At 51.9% G+C, this 16350-nt stretch carries 13 protein-coding genes; 6 read left to right on the forward strand and 7 right to left on the reverse strand.

The annotated features are described in order from the left end of the window. Window positions 1-120: 120 nt before the first annotated feature. From ppiD to bolA, 7 genes are all read right to left on the reverse strand, one after another. Window positions 121-1992, reverse strand: a complete 1872-nt coding sequence (ppiD, locus tag AC0IXH_RS12165; RefSeq protein ID WP_471720491.1) for a peptidylprolyl isomerase — start codon at window positions 1990-1992, stop codon at window positions 121-123. A gap of 245 nt (window positions 1993-2237) precedes the next feature. Next, window positions 2238-2510 (reverse strand): nucleoid-associated protein HU-beta, encoded by a 273-nt coding sequence (hupB, locus tag AC0IXH_RS12170; RefSeq protein WP_013201042.1) that lies wholly within the window; start codon window positions 2508-2510, stop codon window positions 2238-2240. A 214-nt stretch (window positions 2511-2724) separates the two neighbouring features. After that, a complete protein-coding gene (lon, locus tag AC0IXH_RS12175; protein WP_013201041.1) occupies window positions 2725-5079 on the reverse strand; it encodes an endopeptidase La in 2355 nt (784 codons plus the stop codon). Window positions 5080-5270: 191 nt separating this feature from the next. Beyond that, window positions 5271-6545 carry an ATP-dependent protease ATP-binding subunit ClpX gene (clpX, locus tag AC0IXH_RS12180; RefSeq protein ID WP_013201040.1) on the reverse strand — a complete coding sequence of 425 codons (1275 nt, stop codon included), beginning with the start codon at window positions 6543-6545 and terminating at the stop codon, window positions 5271-5273. A gap of 119 nt (window positions 6546-6664) precedes the next feature. Further along, window positions 6665-7288, reverse strand: a complete 624-nt coding sequence (gene clpP / locus AC0IXH_RS12185) for an ATP-dependent Clp endopeptidase proteolytic subunit ClpP (RefSeq protein WP_041691925.1) — start codon at window positions 7286-7288, stop codon at window positions 6665-6667. Window positions 7289-7625: 337 nt separating this feature from the next. Then, the gene (gene tig, locus AC0IXH_RS12190; protein WP_471720492.1) at window positions 7626-8930 is read right to left on the reverse strand and encodes a trigger factor; all 1305 of its coding nucleotides are present in this window, start codon (window positions 8928-8930) and stop codon (window positions 7626-7628) included. Between the two features lie 322 nt (window positions 8931-9252). Beyond that, a complete protein-coding gene (gene bolA / locus AC0IXH_RS12195) occupies window positions 9253-9567 on the reverse strand; it encodes a transcriptional regulator BolA (protein WP_013201037.1) in 315 nt (104 codons plus the stop codon). Window positions 9568-9861: 294 nt separating this feature from the next. Here bolA and AC0IXH_RS12200 point away from each other — a divergent pair, with 294 nt between their 5' ends. From AC0IXH_RS12200 to AC0IXH_RS12225, 6 genes are all read left to right on the forward strand, one after another. Continuing rightward, window positions 9862-10440 carry a lipoprotein gene (locus AC0IXH_RS12200; protein WP_013201036.1) on the forward strand — a complete coding sequence of 193 codons (579 nt, stop codon included), beginning with the start codon at window positions 9862-9864 and terminating at the stop codon, window positions 10438-10440. Between the two features lie 48 nt (window positions 10441-10488). Continuing rightward, a complete protein-coding gene (gene ampG / locus AC0IXH_RS12205; protein ID WP_471720493.1) occupies window positions 10489-11964 on the forward strand; it encodes a muropeptide MFS transporter AmpG in 1476 nt (491 codons plus the stop codon). Window positions 11965-12489: 525 nt separating this feature from the next. Further along, window positions 12490-13416, forward strand: coding sequence for a cytochrome o ubiquinol oxidase subunit II (gene cyoA / locus AC0IXH_RS12210; protein WP_013201034.1), 927 nt, complete (start codon window positions 12490-12492; stop codon window positions 13414-13416). A gap of 4 nt (window positions 13417-13420) precedes the next feature. After that, window positions 13421-15412: a cytochrome o ubiquinol oxidase subunit I gene (cyoB, locus tag AC0IXH_RS12215; protein WP_013201033.1), complete on the forward strand. Its 1992-nt coding sequence runs from the start codon at window positions 13421-13423 to the stop codon at window positions 15410-15412. Further along, on the forward strand, window positions 15402-16016 hold the full coding sequence (locus AC0IXH_RS12220; protein ID WP_013201032.1) for a cytochrome o ubiquinol oxidase subunit III: 615 nt from the start codon (window positions 15402-15404) through the stop codon (window positions 16014-16016). The genes cyoB and AC0IXH_RS12220 overlap by 11 nt, the downstream gene beginning before the upstream one ends. Next, a complete protein-coding gene (locus AC0IXH_RS12225; protein ID WP_013201031.1) occupies window positions 16016-16345 on the forward strand; it encodes a cytochrome o ubiquinol oxidase subunit IV in 330 nt (109 codons plus the stop codon). The genes AC0IXH_RS12220 and AC0IXH_RS12225 overlap by 1 nt, the downstream gene beginning before the upstream one ends. Window positions 16346-16350 lie beyond the last annotated feature (5 nt).

Here is a 16350-nt window from a genome sequence, read left to right on the forward strand (position 1 = left end):
GTGACAGCAACGCCACGGTACAGCGGAAGAATTCGGTAAACAAATGGCGGATTAGAGAAATGGAAAAGGCCGCGAAAGCGGCCTTTGGTATTGCATGTCGTTGCAGGAAATTTGCGAGGCTTATTGGGCCTGCGCGGCTGCACCGTATTTGATTTTGGCTTCTTTACGCAGGTTGCTCAGCATAGCTTCGAAGGTGATCTGCGCGTTGTTCTGCGTGATCCCCTGAACCATTGCCTTCTTCTGCGCGTCCGGCATTGAACCGCTACGCACCTGATCCAGCGCCACTAACAGCACGTTGCCTTCACCATCTTCACTGGTCGCGTAAGACGGTTTGTCCTTCGCTGGCAGACTCATGGTGAATGCGGCCTGGGTTACGGCATCCTGACCGTTGCGGGTCAGCGTTTTCTGGCTGCCGAAGCTCAGGTTAGCGGCTTTCATCGCCTCATCACCCTTGCCTGCTTTCAGATCGGCCAACAGTTTATCCGCCTGCGCTTTCGCCTGAGCCTGCGCCTTCTGCGTTTTCAGCGTATCGGTGATCTGGGCCGTGACCTGATCCAGTGGTTTCACCGCTTCAGGCTTGTGCTCGCTAACACGCAGCACGAACGCACGATCACCATCGACAGTGATGATGTCCGAGTTACTGCCAGGTGCGCCGTTCTCGCCGACTAAGCCGCCATTGAAGATGGCCTGCTCAACCTGCTTGAAGTTCAGCTCAGCAGGCGGATTATCATGGCTGAACCAGCCCGTTTCCACCGCCTTCACACCAGCAGCCTGCTCTGCACCCGCCAGTGACTCATTGTCATTGGTGGCCGCATCGCTCACTTTCTGCTGCAGTTTGTAATAAGCATCAATCGCTTTTTCCTGCTTCACTTTTGCAGCGATGTCGTCATGGACGGCAGCCAGCGCCTTGATCTGCTGTGGCTGAACATCCGTCAGACGGGCAACGATGAAGCCGACAGACGACTTGATCACCCCTGACAGCTGACCTTTCTCTTTCAGGCCGGCACTTTTCAGTTCATCCGGCGTGGTGTCTGGCTCAAGCCAGCCCATGTCGCCACCGTTACGGGCAGAAATTGGGTCAGCAGATTTTTCTTTAGCCAGCGCGGCAAAGTCACCGCCTTTTTTCAGTGCATCCAGAGCCGACTGCGCTTCCGCTTCGGTTTTGGTCTGGATAATGCTGTAACGGCTACGCTGCGGCTGAGTGTAATCAGCCTGATGCTGATCGTACCAACTCTGGATATCAGCCTCGCTGGCGGTTTCCTGCATCGAAGCCGCATCTAACTTGATGTAGCTAACGCGGAACTGCTCAGGAGACATGAAGTTGTTCTTGTTCTGCTCGTAATAGTTTTTGATCTCTTCCGCGCTGACGGTCTGTTTAGCGGCCAGTGCCGCCACATTGATCGTCGCCTCGCGAACCAGACGCTCCTGAGAAACCAGCGCAGCCAGTGCGTAAGTTTCACCGGTCAGCATGAAGTCGGTGTTGGTCACCGCAGCAATCAGCTGTTGGGTGGTCAACTGCTTACGCAGCGCTTCAGCGTATTGATCGGCGGTGAAGCCCATCTGATTGATCAGGCCCAGGTATTTTGTATTATCAAACTTGCCGTTGGTCTGGAAAGCCGACTGGTTGAAAATAGCCTGTTTGATTTGATCATCGCTGATGGCCAGGCCGAGATCTTTGGCATAGCCGGTCAGAAGCGATTCATCGACCAGCTGAGACAGCGCCTGCTGGCGGATCTGCTGAATGTAGGCAGGGTTTCCGGCGAGCTGGGAGAACTGTTCGCCCAACTGCTGCTGCTGACGTGAACGTTCATTTGAGAAGGCGTTCTCGAGCTGTGCACGGCTGATTTCCTGTCCGTTAACCTTGGCGGCGTAATCTCCGTTACCGCCGATCAGGTAGTTGCCCACCCCGGTCAAAACGAAAGACAGAATGATCAATGCCAATATAATTTTGAGCACGACATGGTTCGACGCCGCGCGTAAATTGTCCATCATGGTGTGACAACACTCCGCTGTAGTGTGAATGTAAACCCTTGCGCTTTCGTCCCGTCTTCCCGGGGACGCTCCACGCCGCTGCGTAGCAAACCGCACGCCACTATGACAACCGCAATTCGCAAATGTCATTGAAACATAAAAAAAGGCACATCAGTTTTTTTGATGTGCCCCGTATGGTACATGAGAACGCGAACACAATCCTCACTCTCCACCGAAGAAATTGCCTCAGTGGAAACATACCGCCATTAGTTAACGGCGTCTTTCAGCGCTTTACCGGCACGGAAGCCTGGTACTTTACCCGCTGGGATGGTGATTTCTTTACCGGTCTGTGGGTTACGGCCGGTACGCTCTGAGCGCTCACGCACGGAGAACGTGCCGAAGCCTACCAGTGCAACTTCATCGCCTTCTTTCAGTGAATCTGACACTGAGCCCATGAAAGCATCTAAAACACGTCCCGCTGCCGCTTTAGAAATGTCGGCGCTTGCAGCAATTTTGTCGATCAACTGTGACTTATTCACTCAATAATCCCCTCTTTTATTATTCACTTCGCAGTCGGGCTTCCCACCCGCGACGAACGCGCATCAATTATTTGGATTCAGTATTCCTGTCATGCCGAAAACGGCAACAGCCGTCATTGGCCTAGCAGCCCTCTAAATTAGCGGCACAAAAAAAAGCTGGCAAGTCCCAATTTGCTTGCCAGCCCGGCTTTTGGCCTGTTTTTGCCTTAAATCACTATTTTGCGGTCGCAACCTGCATGCCATAAGGGGCATTGACCAGCGCAAGTGTCAGGACTTCTTCGATGCGCTTCACCGGATGGATGTCCAGATCGGCGATAACGTTGTCCGGGATCTCTTCCAGATCGCGCTTGTTTTCATCCGGGATCAACACCGTTTTGATACCACCACGGTGTGCAGCCAGCAGTTTCTCTTTCAGTCCACCAATTGGCAGAACCTGACCACGCAGAGTGATCTCACCGGTCATCGCCACATTGGCACGCACCGGGTTACCGGTCAGACAGGACACCAGCGCGGTACACATTGCAATACCCGCACTTGGACCATCTTTCGGCGTCGCGCCTTCCGGGACGTGAACGTGAATATCACGCTTCTCGTAGAAGTCACCGTTGATACCCAGCTTCTCAGCGCGGGCACGCACCACGGTCAACGCCGCCTGGATAGATTCCTGCATCACTTCGCCCAGTGAACCGGTATAGGTCAATTTACCTTTACCCGGTACGCAAGCCGTTTCGATGGTGAGCAGATCGCCACCCACTTCCGTCCACGCCAGACCGGTTACCTGACCGACGCGGTTTTCGTTGTCCGCACGACCGTAGTCATAACGTTGAACGCCGAGGTAGTCTTTCAGGTTGTCAGCATTGATCAGAATATGCTTGATGGTTTTGTCCATCAGCAAGGTCTTCACCGCTTTACGGCACAGTTTGGACAGCTCGCGCTCAAGGCTACGCACACCCGCTTCACGCGTGTAGTAACGAATGATGCTGACGATGGCGCTGTCATCGACGGTGATTTCACTGTCTTTCAGGGCGTTACGCTCGATCTGCTTGGACAGCAAATGCTGCTTAGCAATATTCAGCTTCTCGTCTTCGGTGTAACCCGACAGACGAATAACTTCCATACGGTCCAGCAGCGGCGCAGGAATGTTCATCGAGTTGGACGTTGCCACGAACATCACGTCGGAGAGATCGTAATCCACTTCCAGGTAATGGTCGTTAAAGGCAATGTTCTGTTCCGGATCCAGCACTTCAAGCAGCGCTGAAGCCGGGTCGCCGCGCATGTCCGAGGACATTTTGTCGATTTCATCCAGCAGGAACAGCGGGTTTTTAACGCCCACTTTGGCCATTTTCTGGATTAATTTGCCCGGCATAGAACCAATATAGGTACGACGGTGACCGCGAATTTCCGCTTCATCACGCACGCCGCCCAGCGCCATACGAACATACTTACGGCCCGTCGCCTTGGCGATAGACTGGCCCAGTGAGGTTTTACCCACACCCGGAGGCCCAACCAGACAGAGGATTGGCCCTTTAATTTTGCTGACGCGGCTCTGTACTGCCAAATATTCCAGGATGCGATCTTTCACGCGTTCCAGACCGAAGTGGTCGGTATCCAGCGTTTCCTGCGCCTTCACCAGGTCTTTTTTGACCTTGCTACGGGCATTCCACGGCACCTGAACCATCCAGTCGATATAACCGCGTACCACGGTCGCTTCCGCTGACATCGGAGACATCATTTTCAGCTTCTGCAGTTCGGCTTCGGTTTTATCACGCGCTTCTTTCGGCATTTTTGCCGCGTCGATTTTGCGTTTCAGCGCTTCATTTTCGTCAGGCGCATCGTCCATTTCGCCCAGTTCTTTCTGAATAGCCTTCATCTGCTCGTTCAGATAGTACTCGCGCTGGCTTTTTTCCATCTGCTTTTTGACGCGATTGCGGATACGTTTTTCCACCTGGAGCAGATCGATTTCTGACTCCATCATCGCCATCAGATACTCCAGACGCTCATTGACGTCTGACATCTCAAGCACGGACTGTTTGTCGGCCAGTTTCAACGGCATATGTGCCGCAACGGTATCAGCCAGACGTGCAGCATCTTCAATGCTGTTCAACGAGGTCAGCACTTCAGGAGGGATTTTTTTATTCAGTTTGATATAGCCTTCAAACTGATTAATTGCGGTGCGCACCAGCACTTCCTGCTCGCGCTCATCGATTTCAGGGGACGCCAGGTATTCAGCCTGCGCGGTGAAATGGTCACCATTATCCGCAAGCGTTGTGATATGCGCACGCTGCAGGCCTTCTACCAGCACTTTAACCGTACCGTCTGGCAGCTTGAGCATTTGCAGAATAGAGGCGACGGTCCCTACAGAAAAGAGATCGTTAATGCCAGGTTCATCCGTTGAAGCTTCTTTCTGGGCGACCAGCATGATTTTTTTATCATGATCCATGGCGGCTTCAAGGCAGCGAATCGATTTCTCACGACCGACAAACAACGGAATTACCATGTGCGGATAAACCACTACGTCACGCAACGGCAACACAGGGATTTCAATGCGTTCAGAACGCTCAGGATTCATAGAGCTCTCTCTTAGTTTAATTTCCGCCAGGGTGATGGGAACCGCAACAGACCACTAAAGTGCAGTTTTACCCACAGGTAGTTGAGTATATGGGGATGAATGTAAGACATTCAATGTTATCCGCGAGAGAAAAGCAAAAGGGGGAATAAATTCCCCCTTTTTATGATAACTGACTGGAAAGATGTGGTTATTTATTCACCAGAAGCTTGTTGAGCTTCCTGTTTTCCGTAGATCAGCATTGGCTCAGACTGGCCATCGATCACTGAATCGTCAATCACCACTTTTTCAACATCGTCCATTGAAGGGAGGTCATACATGGTATTCAGCAGCGCGCCTTCCACAATGGAACGCAGGCCACGGGCACCGGTTTTGCGTGACATGGCTTTTTTGGCGATCGCCGTCAGCGCTTCTTCACGGAATTCCAGGTCCACACCTTCAAGATTAAACAACGCCTGATACTGCTTGGTCAGGGCATTTTTCGGCTCACGCAGGATCTGAATCAGCGCTTCTTCACTCAGCTCGCTCAGGGTTGCCACGACTGGCAGACGACCTATGAACTCTGGGATCAGACCGAATTTGATCAAATCTTCTGGCTCAACCTGCTCCAGCAGCTGACCTTCAGTGGCTTTCTCTGCCGTGCCCTTCACGGTGGCACCAAAGCCAATCCCCGTACCGGTGTCTACGCGCTGAGAAATCACCTTGTCCAGCCCGGCGAACGCACCGCCACAGATAAACAGGATCTTGGAGGTATCAACCTGCAGGAACTCTTGCTGTGGATGCTTGCGTCCGCCCTGAGGTGGCACCGCCGCCACAGTGCCTTCAATCAGCTTCAACAGCGCCTGCTGAACACCTTCGCCCGAAACATCACGGGTAATGGAAGGGTTGTCAGATTTACGGGAAATCTTATCAATTTCATCGATGTAAACAATGCCGCGCTGTGCTTTCTGCACGTCATAGTCACATTTCTGCAGCAGTTTCTGAATGATGTTTTCGACGTCTTCACCAACATAACCGGCTTCGGTCAGCGTGGTGGCATCCGCCATTGTGAAAGGCACATCCAGCAGGCGAGCCAGGGTTTCCGCCAGCAGCGTTTTACCGCTACCGGTAGGCCCGATCAGCAAAATGTTACTTTTGCCAAGCTCAATGCCATTACTGGTGTCACCGTTGCGCAGGCGTTTGTAGTGGTTATAGACCGCTACGGCCAGCACTTTTTTCGCCCGTTCCTGGCCGATAACGTAATCGTCGAGGTGATGGCGGATTTCATGCGGCGTCGGCAGTGCGCTACGTTCACGATGCGGCGCAACTTCTTTAATCTCTTCGCGAATGATGTCATTGCATAGATCGACACACTCATCGCAGACATACACTGACGGGCCGGCAATCAGCTTGCGCACTTCATGCTGGCTTTTGCCGCAGAAAGAGCAGTACAGCAGCTTTCCTGAACCGTCTTTGCGCTTCTCAGTCATCAGTTAACCTCTTCTGTTATCTTCGTCCGCACTGTGTTGCGGCGATGATGCCGCCTTGCGGCACCCTCATTCGTTGCTCTAGCCCATCCATAACTATAGACGACAGATGGGCATCAGGCTTACGTGCGATGCGTCAGAACGGAATCTACCAACCCATACTCTACAGCTTCGCTCGCTGACAGGAAACGGTCACGTTCCGTGTCTCTCTCGATTTCTTCAAGAGTTTTGCCCGTATGTTCTGCCATCAGCTCGTTCATACGCGCTTTCACTTTCAGAATTTCGCGCGCGTGGATTTCAATGTCAGTTGCCTGACCCTGATATCCGCCCAGCGGCTGGTGGATCATCACGCGAGAGTTAGGCAGCGCATAACGCTTGCCTTTGGTCCCTGCGGTCAGCAGGAACGCGCCCATTGAACAGGCCTGGCCCATACAAATGGTGCTGACGTCTGGCTTGATGAACTTCATGGTGTCGTAGATCGACATCCCTGCAGTGATCACACCGCCAGGAGAGTTGATATAAAGGTGGATGTCTTTTTCCGGGTTCTCAGCTTCCAGAAACAGCATCTGAGCGACGATCAGGTTCGCCATATGATCTTCAACCTGTCCGGTCAGGAAAATAATACGTTCCTTGAGCAGGCGGGAAAAGATGTCGTAAGAACGCTCTCCGCGAGAGGTTTGTTCGACCACCATCGGCACTAAAGCCATATGAGGTGCAGTTTGTTCACGTTCGCCACTGTATGACATTACCGTCTCCTGGATAAATTTCATTTGGCAACACTCCGTACCGATTCTACTTGAGAGCGATCCGGAACACTATGTTTCCATTACATTCCCCACACTGACCGGGGACAATCAAGACAGGACTCAGTACGCCATAATAGTCTATTTGGGGATGTTGCCCCGCTGATTCAAGCATAACAACGTTTTTATCAACTGCTAACCAGGAAAAACAGCTTAGTTGATATTTTGCCGGTTTAATGAGCGAATAAGCGCACTAAGGCACGTCCGGGCAACGGATAAAAGCAAAAAGCCCGCAGTCATCATAACTGCGGGCTTTTATTTAGCTTACAGAATCAGTGGATCAGGCTGGTTGCGCCTGGTTCATCAGTTCCTGGAAGTTAGTGGCCTTCTCGGTCACTTTGGCTTTCTCCAGCACAGCTTCCACTGCCTGTTCTTCCAACGCAACGTTACGCATGTTGTTCATCAGCTCGTTATTCTTGCTGTAGAACTCAACCACTTCTGATGGATCTTCGTAAGCAGAAGCCATCTCTTCGATCAGCTCTTTCACACGGTCTTCATCAGCTTTCAGCTCGTGGGTACGAATCACTTCGCCCAGCAGCAAGCCAACAACTACGCGGCGTTTAGCCTGCTCTTCAAACAGTTCACGAGGCAGCTCGAAAGCTTGCTTCTCGTTACCGCCAAAGCGCTGTGCAGCCTGGCGACGCAGCACGTCGATTTCGCCATCGATCAGTACAACTGGCACGTCGATGTCGTTCGCGCTGACCAGACCGTCGATAGCCTGAGTCTTCACACGGTTACGCACGGCGCCTTTCAGCTCGCGCTCCATGTTTTTACGCACTTCAGCACGCAGACCGTCTACTGAACCATCTTCAACGCCGAAACGTTTGATGAACTCAGCAGTGAATTCTGGCAGCTCACGCTCTTCCACTTTCTTCAGGACGATTTCAAACTTCGCTGCTTTCCCTTTCAGGTTTTCAGCGTGGTAATCTTCCGGGAAGTTTACGTCGATAGTGAAGGTTTCGCCCGCTTTGTGGCCAACAACGCCTTCTTCGAAGCCTGGGATCATGCGACCCTGGCCCATTGCCAGTACGAAGTCAGACGCTTTGCCGCCTTCGAACTCTTCGCCGTCTACTGAACCGCTGAAGTCTACAGTGGCACGGTCTTCAGCTTCTGCTGCGCGGTCAGTTTCTTTCCAGGTGGCCTGCTGCTTGCGCAGGGTGTCCAGCATGGTGTCAACGTCAGCGTCAGTCACTTCAACAACCGGTTTTTCAACTTCGATTGCGTCCAGACCTTTCAGCTCAACTTCCGGGTACACTTCAAACTCAACGGCGAAAGTGAAGTCTTCACCTTCTTTGTATTCGCCTGGCACGTATTTAGGTGCGCCAGCCGGATTGATCTTCTCTTTGATGATGGCGTCAACGAAGTTGCGCTGCATCAGTTCGCCCAGAACGTCCTGGCGAACAGAGGCACCGTAGCGCTGTGCTACGACAGTCATCGGCACTTTCCCTTTGCGGAAACCGTCGATACGTACCTTTTTAGATACGCTGACCAGCTCACTTTTCACCGCGTTTTCGATCACATCTTTAGCAACGGTAATCGTAACGCGACGGCCCAGGCCCTGAGTTGTTTCTACTGAAGCTTGCATCTTATTACCTCAAAAAATCACGTGCTCGGTCAACTTCAGACCCTCTCTGCTCCGCAAGAAACAGAGTGAGACTAAGAACCGGGATGGCCTCTGGTGTCAGAATCGTAGTCGCTGTACCAAAAGGGTCCCGAAGATATTCCGGAAAAAAATAGACGCAGCATTATAGCGACAACGTTTAAGCGAGTCGAGGCTGCTCAACCCTGACATTTCGCTAACTTCGTTGCTTTTCTCTCATAAATGGCAGAAAACGGGGGTGCGCTGGGGATTTAACGTCAGAAATGACAAAGCGGCCCGCAGGCCGCCTTGGTTGAAAAGTGCACTATCAGGCAAGCGTTCCCGCTCCGCGACAGTTGGGTGAGGATGGAACGGTGTCCTGTAACCCCTCCCACTCCTTAACGGTATAGGTATGTAGAGCCAGCGCGTGAACGCTTCCAGCCAGTTCTGCTGCCAGCGCACTATAAATAGTACGGTGACGCATTAAAAAGCGCTGGTTGATAAAATGGTCGCTTACAATAACCACTTTAAAATGACTCTCTGCACCCGCTGGGACGTTATGACGATAGCTTTCGTCATGAACTTCCAGATGAACAGGCGCTAACGCCGTTCTTAACTTTTCTTCTATTTCTTCGCGGATCATACCTGGACTCCTCTGAGACGGTGGCCCCATCTCTTTAAATATTAGCTGGTTTTTTACCAAACCCTGCTGGGTTCGCGAAAAATATCCGCCGTTTAATGCCCGCTACTGTGCATTTTCATCTTTGCTGCTGCAACCACTCCGTTATTAAACGGTCGAAGTTCCCGTGCCTGGCGTCAGCCTTAAAAGTGCAAGGCGATGAATTTACGCGCTATCGGGGCTTCCCCTTGTTACAGGCAATGCTATGATGACCGCAGTTTTGTCAGCACTACAACCTTCGTCATTGAGAAAATAAGCATGTTAAAAAAATTATTATTCCCTCTGCTGGCCGTGTTAATTCTGGCTGGCTGTGCAAGCAACAGCAACACACTCACCGTTTCGCCAAAAATTCAGCTGCCTCAGCAGGATCCCAGCCTGACCGGCATCACTGTTAGCATCAACGGCGCCGATCAGCGTAGCGATCAGGCACTGGCGAAAGTTAACCGCGACGGACAGCTGGTTACCCTGACGCCTTCACGCGATCTGCGCTTCCTGCTACAGGAAACGCTGGAGAAGCAGATGGGTGCTCGTGGTTACATGATCGGTCCTAATGGCGCCGTTGACCTGCAGATCATCGTGAATAACCTGTATGCCGACGTTACCGAAGGTAATGTGCGCTACAGCATCACCACGAAAGCCGATATTTCGATTGTTGCCACCGCGAAAAACGGCAACAAGCAAGTGAAGAACTACCGCCAGACCTACAGTGTTGAAGGCGCCTTCTCAGCCACCAACGCTAAAATCACTAACGCGGTTAACTCCACGCTGAGCGACGTGATTTCTGATATGGCTCAGGACACCAGCATCCACGAGTTTATCAAGCAAAACGCCCGTTAATTGGCCAGTGCCCGTCGGGATCCCGGCGGGCTTTGTTTTAAGGTTCGTATGCCCAGCCATTACCTCCAGATTTTTACCCAACGAAATGCCGCCCTTCTTCTGCTCCTTGGCTTTGCCTCCGGTCTGCCGCTCGCGCTGACATCGGGAACGCTGCAAGCCTGGATGGCCGTCGAAAACGTCGATATCAAAACGATAGGCTTCTTCTCTCTGGTCGGGCAGGCCTACGTGTTCAAATTCCTCTGGTCTCCGTTGATGGACCGCTACACGCCGCCGTTTTTAGGCCGTCGTCGTGGCTGGTTACTGGTGACGCAGATCCTGTTGATTGTCGGGATTGCCCTGATGGGATTTATGGATCCCTCACGCAATCTGACCCTGCTGGCGGCTCTCGCGGTGTTGGTTGCCTTCTGTTCCGCCTCGCAGGATATTGTCTTTGATGCCTGGAAGACCGATGTGCTGCCCGCCGAAGAACGCGGTAGCGGTGCGGCGATCAGCGTCCTTGGTTATCGTCTGGCGATGTTGGTGTCAGGCGGACTGGCGCTATGGCTTGCAGACCGATATCTCGGATGGCAGGCGATCTGGTGGCTGATGGCGGCGATGATGGTGCCTGGGGTAATCGCCACGCTGTTAGCGAAAGAGCCCAGCGATCCGGTTGCCCGCCCTCACAGCCTTGAAGAAGCGGTCATTGCCCCGCTGCGCGACTTTTTCAACCGCAACAATGCCTGGCTGATCCTCTCTCTGATTGTCCTTTATAAGCTGGGTGATGCGTTTGCTGCCAGCCTGACCACCATTTTCCTGATCCGTGGCGTTGGCTTTGATGCCGGCGACGTGGGGCTGGTGAATAAAACCCTTGGGTTGATTGCCACGATAATTGGCGCGCTTTACGGCGGCGTACTGATGCAGCGCCTGAGCCTGTTCCGGGCGCTGATGCTGTTTGGCATCCTGCAGGCGGTATCAAACCTGGCGTACTGGATTCTGGCCGTCACCGACAAACATCTTTACAGCATGGCAGCGGCCGTGTTTGTCGAGAATCTGTGTGGCGGTATGGGCACCGCCGCCTTTGTGGCGCTGCTGATGACGCTGTGCAATAAGTCATTCTCCGCCACGCAATTTGCCCTGCTCTCCGCGTTGTCCGCCGTTGGCCGGGTGTATGTTGGACCGGTGGCAGGATGGTTTGTTGAAAGCTGGGGCTGGCCGACGTTTTATGCCTTCTCTGTGGTGGCTGCCCTGCCCGGTTTGCTATTGCTGGCGGGATGCCGAACCACGCTGGAACATGCGCAAACCCATCAGACATTTTTACCGCGAACCCGCTTCGCTTCCGGATATAAATGGGCATTACGCGCCTTGAAGTTGGGTTCAGCGTTGGTAGTGGCAGGACTGATTTTGCTGGCATTACGCGCAACAAACCTGCTGGATGCGGGCTCAATCATTAGCGTTCTGTTTGAATCAGGGGCCATTCTGGCGCTGTTGGGCATCGTCACCGGCAGTTTGTTAGACTTCGTCGCTCAGCGCCCGGCAACACAGTAAAAGTAAAGTTATGTAGGCTCTGGCAAAAAAATAACGCCTCGGCCCGGCACAAACATTTAACAATACCGCCCTTTTTAGCGGGCGAAAAAACGGCGGTACCGTTCGAAAAGCCGCCTTTTTTTAACAATTAGTGCATTGTCACATTTTCCCGCCTTCCGTTATTTCCTAAAAGGTTTTCACCTTTACATTTCTCTGCCACAGACTATTAAAACCCGGTGCGTTATTATTATTGTATAAACTAAATCACACAAATGATGCGGGTATGTTAAATAATTGAGTGCCAATTTCGCTGTTTATAGCAGAGACCTGTTAAAAAACGCGGTTATCATTGGTTTTTGTTATATTAGAGGCAAACCCTTGCTGGCATTCATATTTTGTCACCTTCGGCAACATCTGTGACTGTGTTTGCAAAAGGTGTCAACACGGCGCTGACACAAGATGTTGCTGGTTTACAGTACTGAAACGTTCCCGTAAAATGCCGCCACACTTAAACGACAATAGAGCCCTTGTCATTGAGGTCGTTAAATGAGACTCAGGAAATACAATAAAAGTTTGGGGATTTTGTCATTAATTGCAGGCACTTTATTGTTAAGTGGCTGTGATAGTGCATTGTTGAATCCCAAAGGACAGGTTGCACTGGAGCAACGTTCGCTGATACTGACAGCCTTCGGCTTGATGATGATCGTCGTTATTCCCGCAGTCTTGATGGCAGTGGTGTTCGCCTGGAAATATCGGGCATCCAATACCAATGCAAAATACAGCCCTAACTGGTCACACTCTAATAAAGTGGAAGCCGTGGTGTGGACTGTTCCCATTTTGATCATTATCTTCCTTGCGATCCTGACGTGGAAATCTACCCACGCGCTTGATCCAAGCAAGCCTTTGGTTTCCGATGTGAAGCCGATTGAGATTGATGTGGTTGCATTGGACTGGAAATGGCTGTTCATTTACCCGGAACAGGGTATTGCAACAGTTAACCAAATCGCATTCCCTGCGAATACGCCGGTCAGCTTCAAGATCACGTCTAACTCCGTTATGAACTCCTTCTTTATTCCTACCCTCGGTAGCCAGATTTACGCTATGGCGGGCATGCAGACTAAACTGCATCTGATTGCGAATGAACCAGGCACGTTTGACGGTATCTCCTCCAACTTCAGTGGTCGCGGCTTCTCTGGTATGAAGTTCAAAGCGATTGCCACTCCTGATAATGCGTCATTCGATCAGTGGGTAGCAAAAGTGAAAGACTCATCCAATACGCTGACAACCATGGATGACTTCGAGAAACTGGCAGCGCCAAGCGAAAACCATCCGGTTGAGTTCTTCTCTACCGCAAATCCTGAATTGTTCAAGCAAGTGATTGGCAAATTCAAGATGAGCCACGGGAAAATGGACATGTCAGGACACGAAGGCATGGACATGAACGAAGCCCCTAAAGCGGGAGCCGAGGAATAATACGATGTTGGGAAAATTAACCCTTGATGCAGTACCGTATCACGAACCGATTATCGTGATTACGGTCGCCGCCATCATTCTTGGTGGTCTGGCAGTCGCTGGAGCAATCACTTATTTCGGTAAGTGGCAATACCTGTGGTCTGAGTGGCTGACGTCTGTCGACCATAAAAAACTCGGTATCATGTATATCATCGTGGCCTTCGTCATGCTGCTGCGCGGTTTTGCCGATGCGGTGATGATGCGTAGCCAGCAGGTACTGGCTTCGGCCGGCGAGGCAGGATTCTTACCGCCTCATCACTACGACCAGATCTTCACCGCTCACGGCGTGATCATGATCTTCTTCGTAGCGATGCCATTTGTTATCGGTCTGATGAACATTGCTGTTCCTCTGCAGATCGGTGCGCGCGATGTGGCCTTCCCGTTCCTGAACAACCTGAGCTTCTGGTTCACGGCTGTCGGTGTGGTGCTGGTTAACCTGTCACTGGGTGTGGGCGAGTTTGCTCAGACCGGTTGGCTGGCTTATCCACCGCTTTCCGGCGCTGAGTACAGTCCGGGGGTCGGGGTTGACTACTGGATATGGAGTCTTCAGCTGTCGGGGATCGGTACGACATTAACAGGTATTAACTTCTTCGTTACTATCCTGAAAATGCGTGCACCTGGCATGACCATGTTCAAGATGCCTGTCTTCACCTGGGCGTCGCTGTGTACTAACGTTCTGATTATCGCTTCCTTCCCGGTTCTGACCGTGACGCTGGCGTTGCTGACCCTGGATCGTTATCTGGGCTTCCATTTCTTCACCAATGAAATGGGCGGCAACATGATGATGTACGTAAACCTGATTTGGGTTTGGGGACATCCGGAAGTGTATATTCTGGTTCTGCCGGTCTTCGGTGTGTTCTCCGAAGTGGTAGCAACCTTCTCTAAAAAGCGCCTGTTTGGTTACACCTCACTGGTTTGGGCAACGATTGTAATTACCATCCTGTCCTTCATCGTGTGGCTGCACCACTTCTTCACCATGGGCGCGGGCGCGAACGTTAACGCCTTCTTCGGTATTATGACGATGATTATCGCCATTCCTACCGGCGTTAAAATCTTCAACTGGCTGTTCACCATGTACCAGGGCCGCATTCAGATGCACTCTGCGATGTTGTGGACCGTAGGCTTCCTGGTCACCTTCTCTGTCGGTGGTATGACCGGTGTTCTGCTGGCGTTGCCAGGTGCTGACTTCGTGCTGCACAACAGTCTGTTCCTGATTGCTCACTTCCATAACGTGATTATCGGTGGTGTGGTATTCGGTTGCTTCGCTGGTGTGACTTACTGGTTCCCTAAAGCGTTCGGCTTCTGCCTGAACGAAAAATGGGGCATCCGCGCCTTCTGGTTCTGGATCATTGGTTTCTTCGTTGCCTTTATGCCGCTGTACGTATTGGGCTTCATGGGGATGACCCGTCGCCTGAGCCAGGATATCGATCCACAGTTCCACCCACTGCTGGTTGTAGCAGCGTTTGGTGCTGCGCTGATCGCGTGTGGTGTGCTGTGCCAAATCACTCAGTTCTGGGTCTCGGTACGTGACCGTGAGCAGCTGCGTGATGTGACCGGCGATCCATGGGGCGGCCGTACGCTGGAGTGGGCAACCTCTTCACCACCACCGTTCTACAACTTTGCTGAAGTGCCTGTTATCCACGAGCGCGATGCGTTCTGGGAAATGAAGGAAAAAGGCGAAGCGTACAAACAGCCTGCGCACTACGAAGAGATCCACATGCCGAAGAACAGCGGCGCTGGTGTGGTGATCGGTGCATTCAGCCTGGTGTTTGGTTTCGCAGCTATCTGGCACATCTGGTGGCTGGTAGGTCTGTCGTTCCTCGGTATGATCTTAACCTGGATCATCAAGAGCTTTGACGAAGACGTTGATTATTACGTTCCCGTTGCCGAGATCGAAAAAATCGAGAATCAGCACTTTGACGAAATTAGCAAAGCAGGTCTGAAAAATGTCGACTGAAACTCTGACTAAGCACCACGACGCCCATGCGGAGCATGGGCATCACGATGCAGGAGCCAATAAAGTCTTTGGCTTCTGGATCTACCTGATGAGCGACTGCATCATCTTTGCCACCCTGTTTGCAACCTTTGGTGTGATGGTTAACAGCACCGCGGGTGGCCCGGCTGGTAAAGATATTTTCGAACTGCCGTTCGTTCTCGGTGAAACCGCCCTGCTTCTGTTGAGCTCCATTACCTATGGTTTTGCAGTTATCAGCATGAACAAAGGCAGCAAAGGCTCAGTGATTAGCTGGCTGATGCTGACTTTCCTGTTCGGTGCCGGTTTCATCGCGATGGAAATCTATGAATTCCATCACCTGATTATGGAAGGGTTTGGTCCGCAGCGCAGTGGCTTCCTGTCAGCGTTCTTCACGCTGGTTGGGACGCACGGTCTGCACGTAACCTCTGGCCTGATCTGGATGGCGGTACTGATGTACCAAGTCTCCAAACGTGGTCTGACGCCGACTAACCGTACCCGTATCCTGTGTCTGAGCCTGTTCTGGCACTTCCTGGATGTGGTATGGATTTGTGTATTCACCATTGTCTACCTGATGGGAGCCATGTAATGAGTCATTCTACGAACGAACATGGTGCCTCACACGGTAGCGTGAAGTCTTATATGATCGGCTTTATCCTGTCGATCATTCTGACGGCAATCCCTTTCTGGATGGTGATGGACGGCGGCGCTTCAAAAGCGACCATCCTGGGTGTGGTGATTGTGTGTGCGATTGTCCAGGTGCTGGTGCATCTGGTCTACTTCCTGCACTTAAACACTTCCTCTGAAGAAAGATGGAACCTGGTGGCAATTGTGTTCTCTGCAATTATCATCTTGATAGTAGTTGTTGGCTCGCTGTGGATCATGTGGAACCTCAACTACAACATGATGGCCAACTAACCGAG

The organism is Erwinia sp. AC075 (genome assembly GCF_979253995.1).

Bases quoted from the DNA above. Each gene is read 5' to 3' on its own strand.
- ppiD (WP_471720491.1), bottom strand. From the start codon at position 1,992: ATGATGGACAATTTACGCGCGGCGTCGAACCATGTCGTGCTCAAAATT.
- lon (WP_013201041.1), bottom strand. From the start codon at position 5,079: ATGAATCCTGAGCGTTCTGAACGCATTGAAATCCCTGTGTTGCCGTTG.
- clpX (WP_013201040.1), bottom strand. From the start codon at position 6,545: ATGACTGAGAAGCGCAAAGACGGTTCAGGAAAGCTGCTGTACTGCTCT.
- clpP (WP_041691925.1), bottom strand. From the start codon at position 7,288: ATGTCATACAGTGGCGAACGTGAACAAACTGCACCTCATATGGCTTTA.
- tig (WP_471720492.1), bottom strand. From the start codon at position 8,930: ATGCAAGCTTCAGTAGAAACAACTCAGGGCCTGGGCCGTCGCGTTACG.
- bolA (WP_013201037.1), bottom strand. From the start codon at position 9,567: ATGATCCGCGAAGAAATAGAAGAAAAGTTAAGAACGGCGTTAGCGCCT.
- AC0IXH_RS12200 (WP_013201036.1), top strand. From the start codon at position 9,862: ATGTTAAAAAAATTATTATTCCCTCTGCTGGCCGTGTTAATTCTGGCT.
- ampG (WP_471720493.1), top strand. From the start codon at position 10,489: ATGCCCAGCCATTACCTCCAGATTTTTACCCAACGAAATGCCGCCCTT.
- cyoA (WP_013201034.1), top strand. From the start codon at position 12,490: ATGAGACTCAGGAAATACAATAAAAGTTTGGGGATTTTGTCATTAATT.
- cyoB (WP_013201033.1), top strand. From the start codon at position 13,421: ATGTTGGGAAAATTAACCCTTGATGCAGTACCGTATCACGAACCGATT.
- AC0IXH_RS12220 (WP_013201032.1), top strand. From the start codon at position 15,402: ATGTCGACTGAAACTCTGACTAAGCACCACGACGCCCATGCGGAGCAT.
- AC0IXH_RS12225 (WP_013201031.1), top strand. From the start codon at position 16,016: ATGAGTCATTCTACGAACGAACATGGTGCCTCACACGGTAGCGTGAAG.